General features: G+C 68.2%; 11 protein-coding genes. 6 read left to right on the forward strand and 5 right to left on the reverse strand.

What is annotated here, in order from left to right:
* Window positions 1-5: 5 nt before the first annotated feature.
* The 3 genes from AX676_RS17895 (at window position 6) to AX676_RS12095 (ending at window position 2,548) form a co-directional block, all read left to right on the forward strand.
* Window positions 6-161 (forward strand): hypothetical protein, encoded by a 156-nt coding sequence (locus AX676_RS17895; RefSeq protein ID WP_156437767.1) that lies wholly within the window; start codon window positions 6-8, stop codon window positions 159-161.
* A gap of 48 nt (window positions 162-209) precedes the next feature.
* Window positions 210-875, forward strand: coding sequence for a peptide-methionine (S)-S-oxide reductase MsrA (gene msrA / locus AX676_RS12090; protein ID WP_082731257.1), 666 nt, complete (start codon window positions 210-212; stop codon window positions 873-875).
* Between the two features lie 74 nt (window positions 876-949).
* Window positions 950-2,548 carry a hypothetical protein gene (locus AX676_RS12095; RefSeq protein ID WP_066480677.1) on the forward strand — a complete coding sequence of 533 codons (1,599 nt, stop codon included), beginning with the start codon at window positions 950-952 and terminating at the stop codon, window positions 2,546-2,548.
* Here AX676_RS12095 and AX676_RS12100 read toward each other — a convergent pair.
* The 5 genes from AX676_RS12100 to AX676_RS12120 all read right to left on the reverse strand — a co-directional run bounded on the left by AX676_RS12100 (window position 2,532) and on the right by AX676_RS12120 (window position 8,660).
* Complete coding sequence (locus AX676_RS12100) at window positions 2,532-3,680, reverse strand: GNAT family N-acetyltransferase (RefSeq protein WP_066480675.1); 1,149 nt, start codon at window positions 3,678-3,680, stop codon at window positions 2,532-2,534. The two genes, AX676_RS12095 and AX676_RS12100, sit on opposite strands and share 17 nt — an antisense overlap.
* 64 nt (window positions 3,681-3,744) lie before the next feature.
* Window positions 3,745-5,025, reverse strand: coding sequence for a mechanosensitive ion channel family protein (locus AX676_RS12105; RefSeq protein ID WP_066480674.1), 1,281 nt, complete (start codon window positions 5,023-5,025; stop codon window positions 3,745-3,747).
* Window positions 5,022-6,218 (reverse strand): cystathionine beta-lyase, encoded by a 1,197-nt coding sequence (metC, locus tag AX676_RS12110; RefSeq protein ID WP_066480673.1) that lies wholly within the window; start codon window positions 6,216-6,218, stop codon window positions 5,022-5,024. Before metC ends, AX676_RS12105 begins: the two co-directional genes overlap by 4 nt.
* On the reverse strand, window positions 6,219-7,058 hold the full coding sequence (gene sseA / locus AX676_RS12115) for a 3-mercaptopyruvate sulfurtransferase (protein ID WP_066480672.1): 840 nt from the start codon (window positions 7,056-7,058) through the stop codon (window positions 6,219-6,221).
* A gap of 60 nt (window positions 7,059-7,118) precedes the next feature.
* On the reverse strand, window positions 7,119-8,660 hold the full coding sequence (locus AX676_RS12120) for a cryptochrome/photolyase family protein (RefSeq protein ID WP_197417128.1): 1,542 nt from the start codon (window positions 8,658-8,660) through the stop codon (window positions 7,119-7,121).
* A gap of 41 nt (window positions 8,661-8,701) precedes the next feature.
* On the opposite strand from AX676_RS12120, the gene queF reads away from it, so the two are divergent.
* From queF to AX676_RS12135, 3 genes are all read left to right on the forward strand, one after another.
* Complete coding sequence (gene queF, locus AX676_RS12125) at window positions 8,702-9,148, forward strand: preQ(1) synthase (protein ID WP_066480669.1); 447 nt, start codon at window positions 8,702-8,704, stop codon at window positions 9,146-9,148.
* 167 nt (window positions 9,149-9,315) lie between these two features.
* Window positions 9,316-11,607 carry a glycosyltransferase family 4 protein gene (locus AX676_RS12130; RefSeq protein ID WP_066480667.1) on the forward strand — a complete coding sequence of 764 codons (2,292 nt, stop codon included), beginning with the start codon at window positions 9,316-9,318 and terminating at the stop codon, window positions 11,605-11,607.
* 43 nt (window positions 11,608-11,650) lie between these two features.
* Window positions 11,651-12,931 (forward strand): glycoside hydrolase family 130 protein, encoded by a 1,281-nt coding sequence (locus tag AX676_RS12135; protein ID WP_066480666.1) that lies wholly within the window; start codon window positions 11,651-11,653, stop codon window positions 12,929-12,931.
* Window positions 12,932-12,944 lie beyond the last annotated feature (13 nt).

Raw genomic sequence — 12,944 nt, forward strand, 5'->3', positions numbered from 1 at the left:
ATGTGATGCGGATTTTTCCACGCGGCAGCTTCGCGCGCCCCTTTGTCAGCGGCTTCGTGCTGGGCACGATGGGCCTGATCGCGATCCAGTCCGCCGACGCGCGGCGCGACGGCATCGGCAGGATCGTGCCCCAGGCGGCTGTAACCGAAACCACTCGCTGATCGAACCCGTGCACGACTATAACGGTCGTCATGGACAAGGATCACGCGATGAACTGGACTCTCCCCTCCCTCGCCATCATCGGACTGGCCGGCGCCTTCGCGCTGCTGACCCCGGTCGCGGGGCATGCCGAACGTGCGGTCGCGATTCCGGCCGCCGCGCGCGACGTGCCCGCGAGCGCGGGGCTGCAGACCGCAGTCTTCGCCGGCGGCTGCTTCTGGGGCATGGAAGCGGTGTTCGAGGAAGTGAAGGGCGTGAAGTCGGTGGTCAGCGGCTATGCCGGCGGCACCCGCGAAACCGCGACCTATGATCAGGTGACGACCGAGCGCACCGGCCATGCCGAGGCGATCCGCATCACCTATGACCCGCGCCAGGTCAGCTACGGCACGCTGATGCGCGTCTTCTTCTCGGTGGCGCACGACCCCACCCAGCTCAACCGTCAGGGCCCCGACCGCGGCCCGAGCTATCGTTCGGCGATCTTTCCGCAGAACGCCGCCCAGAAGGCGGCAGCTGTGGCCTATATCGCCCAGCTGGGCCAGACCAAGGCCTATGCCAGCCCGATCGTGACCAAGGTCGAGAACGGCGCGTTTTACGAAGCCGAAGCCTATCACCAGGATTTCGCACGGCGGAACCCCGGGCACGGCTATATCGTGCGCTGGGACAAGCCCAAGGTGGCGGCGTTCCGCACCGCATTCCCGACGCTGCTGAAGAGCTGAGCGTCGGCGGCTGACAGCACCGGTGCGCGCGCCCCTTGCGAAGGGGGCGCGCGCGCTCCTATGAGCGCGGTCGCATGGGCATTTCCGATCCCCGACCGCTGCACTGGTGGCAGACGCGCTGGTTCGTCGTGCTCGCCGCGATCGTCGCCGCCATTCCGCTGGTCTGGCCGGACATTCCGCCGCTGGTCGACCTGCCCGGCCATATGGGCCGCTATCGCGTTCAGCAGGCATGGGACGCCGCGCCGCACCTGCACGAATGGTATCGGTTTGAATGGGCGCTGATCGGCAATCTCGGCCTCGACCTGCTGATGGTCGTGCTCGAGCCGCTGATCGGGCTGGAACCCGCGGTCAAGCTGGTGGTGCTGACCATCCCGCCGCTGACCGTGCTTGGTCTGCTGTGGATCGCGCGCGAGGTGCATGGCCGCATCCCGGCGACCGCGCTGTTCGCGCTCCCGCTCGCCTACAGCTTCCCCTTCCATTTCGGCTTCGTCAATTTCGCGCTGTCGATGGCGCTGGCGCTCAACGCCTTCGCGCTGTGGCTGCGCCTGGCGCGGCTGGAGCAGACCAGGCTGCGCGCGGTGGTGTTTGTGCCGATCGGGCTGGTGATCTGGGTCACGCATACCTTCGGCTGGGGGACGTTGGGGCTGCTCGCCTTTTCGGCCGAGCTGATCCGCCAGCACGACAAACGCGGCGGCTGGATCGCGCCGTGGTTTCACGCGGGGGTGCACTGTATCGCGCTGCTCCCCCCCGCCATCCTGATGCTGGCGTGGCGCGCGTCGGGCGATGCCACCGGCCAGACGGGCGACTGGTTCGACTGGCGGCTGAAGATGCAGTGGGTGACGATGGTGCTGCGCGACCGCTGGCAGCTGTTCGACCTCGCTTCGGTCGGCATCCTCTATCTCATCCTGTTCAAGGGCTTTCGCGATCCCAACATCCAGTATTCGCGCCATTTGAGCGCGTCGGTGGTCTTCCTGCTCGCGATCTTCATCCTGCTGCCGCGCGTGGTGTTCGGATCGGCCTATGCCGACATGCGGCTGGCGCCCTATCTGTTCGCGATCGCGCTGATCGCGCTCAGGCCAAAGCCGGGGCTGACGATCCGCGGCGCGACGCTGCTGGCGGCGGCGGGGCTGGCGTTTTTCGGCGCGCGTATCGCGGGCACGACGTACAGCTTCTGGCTTTACGACCGCGATTATGACCGCGAGCTCGCCGCGCTCGACCGGTTGCCGATGCAATCGCGACTGGTGACCTTTGTCGGCGAGACGTGCTTCAACGAATGGCGGATGACCCGGCTGGAGCATTTGCCGGGCATCGCGCTGGCGCGGCGGCTGGCCTATGCCAACGACCAATGGTCGATGGCGGGCGGCCAGTTGCTGACCACCCGCTACAAGATCGCGGGGCGGTTCGCGCACGATCCGTCGGAGCTGGTGACGGATGTCCAGTGTCCGCGCCAATATTGGCGGCCGGTCGCGCGCGCGCTGACCCGCTTTCCGCGCGAGGCGTTCGACCATGTGTGGATGATCCAGCCTCCCCCGTATGACGAGCGGCTGCACCAGGGATTGCAGCCGCTATGGCGCAACGGGCGCAGCGGCCTCTATCGCGTCGACCCGCGCATTCCACCGGCCGAGCTGCGACCGGAGGACACGCCGCGCCACTGGCTCATGCGGACCTCCTGAACGGCGTCAGCTCGCCCAGATATTCTTGCTCGACCGCGACCGCGGCACGCTCGCGCACCAGGAAATCGTCGACGGCGCGACGAAAACTGGGGTCGGGCAGATAATGGGCGGACCACGTCGTCACCGGCACATAGCCGCGCGCCAGCTTGTGCTCGCCCTGTGCGCCCGCCTCCACCGTCGCCAGACCGCGCGCGATGGCGGCGTCGATCGCCTGATAATAGCACAGCTCGAAATGGAGGAAGGGCACGTCCTCCACGCAGCCCCAGTAGCGGCCATAGAGCGTGTCGGCGCCGATCAGGTTGAGCGCGCCCGCGATCGGCCGGTCGCCGCGCATCGCGAACATCAACAGCACGCGGTCGCCCATGCGTTCGCCGAGCAGCGAGAAGAAGCTGCGGGTCAGATAGGGCTGCCCCCATTTGCGCGCGCCGGTATCCTGGTAGAAGTCCCAGAACGCATCCCAATGCGCTTCGGTGATCTCGCCGCCGGTCAGGTGCTCGACGCGCAGCCCGTCGAGCGCGGCGGCGCGTTCCTTGCGGATCGCCTTGCGCTTGCGGCTGGCGAGATCGCCGAGAAAGGCGTCGAAGTCGCCATAGCCGTGATTGTGCCAATGGAACTGCACGCCCGCGCGGGTCAGCCAGCCGGCGCGCTCGAACACCGGCAGCTGGCCGGGCGCGACGAAGGTCGCGTGCGCCGAGGACAGGCCGTTCTGAACCGCGACCGATTCGATCGCGGCGATCAGCTCGCCCGCGCGGCGATCGCCCGCATCGGGCCGGACGAGCAGCCGCGGCCCCGGCACCGGGGTGAAGGGCACGGCGAGCTGGAGCTTGGGATAATAACGGCCGCCGGCGCGGTGCCACGCGTCGGCCCAGCCATGGTCGAAGACATATTCGCCCTGGCTGTGCCCCTTGAGATAGGCGGGTGCGATCGCGGCGGGTGCCCCGTCGGCACCGTCGATGATGATCGGCGCGGGTTGCCAGCCGGTGCCCGGACCGACCGACCCCGATTCCTCCAGGATCGTCAGAAAAGCATGGGCGAGGAACGGGTTGTCCGCGCCCGCGCACGCATCCCACTGCGCGGCCGGGATCGCACTGACGCCTTCGGCAATACGGGCGATGAGCGGCGGAGACGTCACGGCGCCAGATGTAGAGGCTGTCGGCGGCGGTGCAATGCCGCCCCCGGGGCAGGGCGCGCCGGGTTCACGCCGGCGGGGCGGCGCCGGGCCAGCTTTTCACGTGCACGTCGCGCTGCGGGAACGGGATTTCGACGCCATGTTCCTTGAACAGCCACCACACCCGGTTGAGCACGTCGGAGCGCACATTGCCGACGCCGCCTTCGGGATCGCTGATCCACGCCAGGATTTCATGGTCGACCGAGCTGTCGCCGAACTGGGTCAGCCAGACATTGGGCGGCGGCGATTTGAGCACGCGGGGGCTTTCCTCGGCAGCGCGCAGCATCAGTTGCTGCGCGAGCCGCAGGTCGCAGCCATAGGCGACGCCGAGCGGGATGCGCACGCGCACGTTGCGATCCGAATAGGACCAGTTTTCGACCCGCTCGGTCATCAGGATCTCGTTCGGGATCAGATGCTCCTTGCCGTCGCGGGTGATGACCGACACCGCGCGCACCCCGATCTTCTTGACCCAGCCGGCATCGTCGCCGACGACGATGACGTCGCCCGGCTTGATCGACCGGTCCATCAGCAGGATGATCCCGGCGATCAGGTTGCCCACCGTCTTTTGCAGGCCGAAGCCGACCGCCAGCCCGAGCGCGCCCGAAAACACCGCGAAGGTGGTGAGGTCGATGCCGAGCAGGTCGACGCCCACGAAGAAGGCGACGACGATGATCGCGATGCCCGCGAGCTTCTGGAACAGCACGCGCTGGGCGGGATCGAAGCCGGCCGACTGGCCGATGGCATGATTGATCACCCGGCTGGCGAGCCGGGCGGCGGCGAACAGCACGATTCCGGCGATCAGCACGGTGGTGACCGACCAAAGACTGACGCGCCGCGCGCCGACATCGATGCCGACGCGGTCGAGCGTGGTCGCGACCGGCGTCAGGCCGCCGACCGCCGAACTGAACAGCGCGACGAAGACGAAGCCGGCGACGCCCCAGGCCGCAAAGGGCGGGAGGCGTACGCCGCGCAGCAGCGCAAGCGCCGCCAGTGCCGCCGCCGCGCTCCAGGCAAAGCCGATCGGCAGCGACGCCAGCGGTCGCCAGGGCCACGCCGCGAAGATCAGCGCGAGCAACAGCGCGGCACCGGCATGGCGGACGATGGCGCCGATGCGCGGCGCAAACGCCCCGTGCAGCCCGGCGCGCTCCTCCGCCAGCCGGGTGAGCCGGGGGGCGACCGCGCGGCCGATCAGAACGCCGGCCGCCAGCGCCGCCAGCGTGAGGCCGCTCGCGGCGGCGAGCTCGACCAGTTCGGGCGTGGTCGGCACCGCGACGTCGAGGCCGCCGAACCAGGCCGTCACCCGCTTCATGTCGCCGCGCGGAACCGGTCGAGCCCGGCGGCGAGGTCGGCGATCAGGTCGGCGGGATCCTCCAGCCCGATCTGGAGCCGGACGACCGGCCCCTCGGCCTGCCAGCGGGTGGCGGTGCGATAGCGCGCCGGATCGACCGGCAGCGCGAGGCTTTCGAACCCGCCCCAGCTATAGCCGATGCCGAACAGGTCGAGCCCGTCGATCAACGCCGCCCGCGCCGCATCGTCGCCGCCGGCGAGCACGAAGGCGAACAGCCCGCTCGACCCGCGAAAGTCGCGCGCGAACAGGTCGTGCCCCGGACAGCCGGGCAGCGCGGGGTGGAGCACCCGCGCCACCTCGGACCGCGATTCGAGCCAGCGGGCAATGGCGAGTGCGCTGGCGCCGTGCTGGCGCATCCGCACGCCCAGCGTGCGCAGGCCGCGGCTGGCAAGCCAGGCGTCGTCGGGGCTGACGCACTGGCCAAGCTGGTGGCTGGTCTCGCGCAGCGCCGCGAAGCGGCCGGGCGCAGCGGTGACCGATCCCAGCATGACGTCGGAATGGCCGACGACATATTTGGTGCAGGCGAGGATGGCATAGTCGACCCCCATCGCGATCACGGGGAGCAGCAGCGGGGTTGCCCAGGTATTGTCGATCAGCGTCGTCACCCCGCGCGCCTTTGCCGCCGCGACGATGGCGGGCACGTCCTGCACCTCGAAGGTCAGGCTGCCCGGGCTTTCCATGAAGATCGCGCGCGTCGCCGGGCCGATCAGGTCGGCGATCCCCGCGCCGATCAGCGGGTCGTAGAAGCGCGTGGCGATGCCCATGCGCCGGAGCAGCCCCGTCGCCAGGCTTCGCGTCGGATCATAGGCGCTGTCGGTCAGCAGCAGCTCGTCGCCGGGCGACAGCACCGCAAGCAACGCGGCGGCGATCGCCGCGACGCCGGAGGGGTAGAGGAAGGTCGCCTCCGCCCCCGGCTCGAGCGCGGTCAGCGCGTCGGCGAGCGCCCACTGGGTCGGTGTGCCGCGTCGGCCGTAGAACAGCGTGTGGTGGGTGTCGCTGCGCGCGGTGGCGCGCAGGTCGGCGACCGAATCGTACAGGATCGTCGACGCGCGCCAGACCGGCGGGTTGACGATGCCCGTCGTCCATTCCGGGCGGCGGCCGGCCGTGACCAGGCGCGTATCGTCGCCCCGGTCGCGGTCGCCGCCCCCCGCCATTCAGGCCGCGCCCATCGCCTTCGGCGTCGAGCGGTCCGCGCCCCATTCCGACCACGCGCCGTCATAGAGCGCCGCCGAATTGCCGAGCAGGTGGAGACCGAACAGCAGCACTGCCGCCGTGATCCCCGAACCGCAGGTGGTGACCACCGGCTTCGTCACGTCGATACCCGCGTCCGCAAATGCGGCTTTCAGCGCGTCGCCCTGCTTGTAGGTGCCGTCGTCGTTGAACAGCTCGCCATAGGGCAGGTTCTTCGACCCCGGAATATGGCCGGCATGCGTCGCGGGGCGCGGATCGGGCTCTTCCCCGGTGAAGCGCGCGGCCGAACGCGCGTCGACCACCTGTTCGGCACCGCTGTCGACATTGGCCTTCATCTGGTCGAGCGTGCGCACGCTCTTGTCGTCGGCCCACACCGTGAAGTGGCGATGGCGCAGCGTTTCCTTGCCCGACTTCACCTCGCGCCCCTCGGCCTGCCACTTGGCAAGGCCGCCGTCGAGGATCGCGACGTCGTGCGCGCCGAAATGGCGCAGCATCCACCAGGCGCGCGCCGCGGTCTTGAGCGGCGAATTGTCGTAAAGGACGATGCGGCTGCCATCGCCCAGCCCCAGCGACTGCATGCGGCTGGCGAATTTTTCGGGCGGGGGCAGCATCGACGGCAGGCTGGTATTGGCGTCGGCGATGTCGGCCAGGTCCATGAACACCGCGCCCGGAATATGCGCGGCCTCATATTCCGCGGCGGCGTTGCGGCCGTGCTCCGCCAGGAAATAGGTCGCATCGACGACACGCAGGTCGTTCGCGCCAAGCTCACCCGCCAGCCATTCGGTCGTCACCAGCGATTGCATGTCGATCGTCTCCTGAATTGTGCCCTGTGCCGCTGGCGCGCGGCCCCTGTCGCTTCCGCTTTAGGAATAACCGCCGCCCGCGTCGAGATGGTCCAGAAACCCTTTGGCCTGCGCGCGTATCCCGGCTTGCGTCTTTTCGTCCATGCGGTCCCAGTTGCGATAGGGCATGGCAAGGCGCTGATTCTTCCCGAGGCGCGGGCGGTTGCGCGCCAGGAAGTCCCAGTAGAGCGCGTTGAACGGACACGCATCCGGGCCGGTGCGCTGCTTCACGTCATAGCGGCAATGACCGCAATAATCCGACATCCGGTCGATATAGGCCCCCGACGACGCATAGGGTTTGGACGCCAGCAACCCGCCGTCGCCGAACTGGCTCATGCCGAGCACATTGGGCGCCTCCACCCATTCATAGGCGTCGGCATAGACTTCGAGATACCAGCGCTGCACCTCGACCGGATCGGCCCCGATCAGCATCGCGAAATTGCCGGTGACCATCAGCCGCTGGATGTGGTGGGCATAGGCATGGTCGAGCGTCTGGCCGATCGCCTGGGCTAGGCAGTGCAGGTCGGTCTCGCCGGTCCAGTACCAGCCGGGCAGCGGGCGTCTGGCATCGAGGAAATTGCGCTGCGGATAGTCCGGCCCCTCACGCCAATAGATGCCGCGGACATATTCGCGCCAGCCGATGATCTGGCGGATGAAGCCTTCGGCCGCGTTGAGCGGCACCCGTCCGGCGCGGTAGCGCGCCTCGACCTCGCGGCACAGGTCGAGCGGGTCGAGCAGCCCGCAATTGAGATAGGGCGACAGGATCGAGTGCCACAGGAACGGCTGGTCGGTCAGCATCGCGTCCTGATAATCGCCGAAGCTGGCGAGCGCGTGGTCGAGGAAGTGCCCTTGCTGGCGCAGCGCATCGGCGCGGGTGACGGCGAAGTCGAAGCCGTCGAGGCGGCCGGGATGATTGCCGAAGCGCGCCGCCACCAGAGCGAGCACCTCGCGCGTCACGGCGTCGGGCGCGAACGACAAGGGGCGCGGCATCATCAGGTCGCGCGGCGCGGGCTTGCGGTTCTCCTTGTCGTAATTCCACGCGCCGCCTTCGGGCTGGTCGCCATCCATCAAAAGCCCGGTCTTGCGCCGCATCTCGCGATAGAAGAACTCCATGCGCAGCTGCTTGCGCCCCGCCGCCCAGGCGTCGAAATCGGCATGGCTGGCGATGAAGCGCGTGTCGGGGCGGACATCGACCGGGCGACCGAACCGGGTCTGCCACTGGTCGATCATCGCCATGACGCGCCATTCGCCGGCTTCGGTCACGACGATGCGGGCGGGATCGTGGCGGGCGACCGCGCGGGCGACTTCGCCGGTGAAGCTGCCGCTGTTTTCGGGATCGTCGAGCGTCACATAGTCGACCGTCCAGCCCGCGGCGCGCAGCGCGTCGGCATGGTGGCGCATCGCGGCGAACAGGAGCGCGATCTTCTTGGGATGATGGCGGACATAGCCTGCCTCGTCCGCCACCTCCATCATCAGCACGCGCGCGGTGGCGGCGTCGGCGGCGGCAAGCGACGAGAGGTCCAGGCTCAGCTGGTCGCCCAGCACCGGGATCAGCGTGTCGATCGGCCGTTCCAATTTGTCGCCCCGCCCCTATATCCGCGCCGATGACCCCGAAATTCCTTGGCCAGTCCAGCGCGCTCCCGCAATCGCCAGAAGAAGCGACGCTCGATTATGTTCCCAATCCGCGCCTTGGCCAGCTTTATCTGGTCCGCTTCGCCGCGCCCGAGTTCACGTCGCTGTGCCCGGTGACCGCGCAGCCCGATTTCGCGCATCTGGTGATCGACTATGCGCCGGACGCCACCATCGTCGAATCGAAGTCGCTCAAGCTGTTCCTGGGCAGCTTCCGCAACCATCAGGCCTTCCACGAAGATTGCACCGTCGGGATCGGCGCGCGGCTGTTCGACGAGATGAAGCCGAGATGGCTGCGCATCGGCGGTTATTGGTATCCGCGCGGCGGCATCCCGATCGACGTGTTCTGGCAATCCGGGCCGGCGCCGGAAGGGCTGTGGGTGCCCGATCAGGGCGTGGCCGGCTATCGCGGCCGCGGCTGAGCGCGACAGGCGACGCAACCCGGCGACCCGTGCACCGTGCGCGCCAATTTTGCGATTCAATCTTGCTGCATCGCAGCATTCATGCAACTATCTTTGATCGGCTCGGTTTTGACGAATGAGGCGGAGCGAAGAGTCGATCCGCCTCGCACGCGCGAGGAACTGGGAACATGCGGGACGGAGCGACGGTGGCCGCACAGGCCAACACGGTCAATCACATTGCACTCATCGGGAATTTCCTGCCGCGCAAATGCGGTCTGGCGACGTTCACCACGCATGTCCACGCCGCGCTCACCCAACGCTTCCCCGACCTGACCGTCGACGTCTATGCGATGGACGACCATCCCGGCCGCTACGACTATCCCGCCGCCGTCACCGCGGCGATCGACCAGCATGACCGCGCCGCCTATCTCGACGCGGCGCGCCGGATCGAGGCGAGCGGTGCGCGCGCGCTGTTCGTCCAGCACGAATATGGCATCTATGGCGGGCCGGCGGGCGAATATCTGCTGAGCCTGCTCGACCAGCTGAGCATCCCCGTCATCGTCATGCTCCACACCGTGCTCGAACGGCCGAGCGCCGACGAACGGCGGGTGATGGACGCACTGCTGCGCCGCGCGGCGCGCGTGGTCGTGATGGCTGAGCGCGGGCGCGAGATCCTGGCGCAGGTGCACGACCTACCGGCCGACCGGATTGCCGTGATCCCGCATGGCGTGCCCGACCGCGCGCTGATCGACACCGCAGTGATGAAGCCGCGTTTCGGGTGGGAGGACCGCCCCGTCGTCCTCACCTTCGGCCTGCTCGCACCCAGCAAGGGGATCGAGACGGTGATCACCGCGCTGCCCGAAATCGTGCGTGCGCACCCCCGCATGCTCTATGTCGTGCTGGGCGCCACCCACCCCAATCTGGTCGCGCACGAAGGCGAGGCGTATCGCGACGGCCTGATCGCGGAGGCCGCGCGGCTGGGGGTCGCCGACAACATCCAGTTCGTCGACGCCTTTGTCGAGGAAGACGACCTGCTCGATTATCTCCAGGCCGCCGACCTCTACGTCACGCCCTATGTCAATCCGGCGCAGATCACGTCGGGCACGCTGTCCTATGCCGTCGCGATGGGCAAGCCGGTGATCGCCACCCCCTATGTCCACGCCAACGAGATCCTGGCCGATGGCCATGGCGTGATCGTCCCGTTCGGCGACAGCGCCGCATTTGCGCGCGCGATCGCGGGCCTGCTCGCCGACCCGGTCCGGCGCGACACGATCGCGCGGCGCGCCTATGCGCGCGGCCGCACGATGCTGTGGCCGTGCCTGGCGGAGGCGAGCATGGCGTTGATCGCCCCGATGGTCGCCGGGCATCCGCGCCGGCTGCAGCGCAATACGCTGGGCGACGTCCCGATCACGCCGCTCCGCCCCGACTTGGCCGCGATCGAACGGATGAGCGACGCGACCGGCATGCTTCAGCATTCGATCTATTCGGTGCCCGATCGTGCGCACGGCTATTGCATCGACGACAATGCCCGCGCGCTGATCCTGATGAGCCGGATGCCCGGCCTCGATGCCGAGACTCGCGACCGATGGACCACCATCTACGCGGCCTTTGTCCAATATGCCTGGAATCCCGATGCGCGGCGGTTCCGCAACTTCATGCGGTTCGACCGCAGCTGGTGCGAGGATGCCGGATCGGAGGATTCGAACGGCCGCGCCTTGTGGGCGCTGGGCGTGACCGCCGCCGAGGCGCATCTCGCCAAGCATCGAGACTGGGCGCGCATCCTGTTCGACCAGGCGGGCGAGATCGCTTGGGAACTGGGCAGCCCGCGCGCGCGCGCCTTTGCGATGCTGGGTGCGGCGGCGATCGTGTCCGCGCATCCCGGACATGCCCTTGCGACCCGCATCCTTTCGCGCTTCGGCGAAGAGCTGATCGCGTTGCTCGATCAGGCGCGGCGGCCGGAATGGCAGTGGTTCGAGATCGTGCTGGCCTATGACAATGCGCGCCTGCCCGAGGCGCTGATCCGCGCCGGCATCGCGCTGGATCGCCAGAATTTCGTCAAGGTCGGGCTGCAGACGCTGGAGTGGATCGTCGCGCGCCAGACGTCGCCCGAGGGCCGGTTCCGCGCGGTCGGCACCGAGAGCTTCGGGCGCGCTTATGCCGACCCGATGCAGTTCGACCAGCAGCCGCTGGAGGCGCAGGCGACGATCGATGCCTGTGCCGCCGCGCACGCCGCGACCGGGGATGCGCGCTGGATCGACGAGGCGATGCGCGCCTATCGCTGGTATCTCGGCCACAACGACCTGGGCCTGCCGCTGGCGAGCGTGCAGGATGGCGGCTGTTTCGACGGGCTGATGCCGACGGGGCTCAACCGCAACCAGGGCGCCGAATCGATCCTGGCGCTGCAACTTGCCTCTTCGGCGATTTACGCGCTTTCAAATCAGGCCGGAAACGTGGCAGATCGGCATCGCGTCGTCGCTTGACCGACAATGCCCATGGCGGCGCGTGATGGGCGTGGGGGGCCGGATGCTCGATCTGTTTAACCACCCGGTGCGTCTGCGCGCCGATCCGTCGCGTGTGGTGGTACGTCCGTTTCACATCGGCTGGCAGCGCAACGGCAATTCACCGAGCCGCACCGAACGCCTGGTCCGCGAGGTGCTCGACATGTCCCCGCGCGAGGCGCGGGCGCAGCTTCAGGACGTGCTCAAGGATTTCGAGGCGCGCCATTGGCAGACACGGCGCGTGTTCATGACCCGCTATGACGAGATCGAAGCCGTGCTGGGGCTGGACGGATCGCAGATCGGCGACGACAAGCGCCAGCTGATCGGCGCCTATTTCTGCCACGAATACAGCTATGCCGCCGCCGCGCTGATGAACCCGAGCGCGGTCCCCCACCCCGACCAGTCGGGCATGCCGCCGGGCAGCATGCGCATCCTGATGTCGATGCGCGCGGTCGGCGAGGGCCACATCTCGTCGATCGCGTTCCGCGAAGGCGTGCTGAGCACCGGCAACCAGCTCGAACTGGCCCCCCAGCCACCCTTCGCCACCTCCGCCGACGCGGTGTGCCTTGAGGATTGCGTGCCCGAAGGCGCGGTGACCGTTCACCGCCACCGCGACAGCACCCTGTCGGGCACGGTCCTGTTCCCGATCACCCACGCCCAGTCGAACGGGCTGGAGGACCTGCGCCTCACCCGCTTCATGCACGCCGACGGGTCGTTTGAATGGATCGGCACCTATACCGCCTACAACGGTTCGATGATCCAGTCGGAGCTGCTGCGCACCCGCGATTTCCGCGCGTTCGACATGGTGCCGATGTCGGGATCGGCGGCGCGCAACAAGGGGATGGCGCTGTTCCCGCGCCAGATCGACGGCGAGTATCTGATGATCGGGCGGCAGGATGGCGAGAACCTGTTCCTGATCCGCTCGCACAACCTGACCCACTGGAACGAGGGCACGCGCCTGCTCGAACCGCATTATCCGTGGGAGCTGGTCCAGATCGGCAATTGCGGCCCGCCGATCGAGCTCGACGAGGGCTGGCTGCTGCTCACCCACGGCGTCGGCGCGATGCGCAAATATTCGATCGGCGCGGTGCTGCTCGACAAGGCCGATCCGTCAAAGGTGCTCGGCCGCACGCGCGAGCCGATCCTGGCGGCGGCCGATCAGGACCGTGAAGGCTACGTGCCCAACGTCGTCTACAGCTGCGGCGCGATCCGCTACGATCACACGCTGTTCATCCCCTATGGCGTCGCGGACAGCTCGATCGCGTTCGCCTTCGTGCCCATTCAGTCGCTGCTCAAGGTGATGTAGCGGCCCCGGCGGC

Source organism: Sphingomonas sp. CCH21-G11, assembly GCF_001555965.1.
Taxonomy (GTDB): domain Bacteria; phylum Pseudomonadota; class Alphaproteobacteria; order Sphingomonadales; family Sphingomonadaceae; genus Sphingomonas.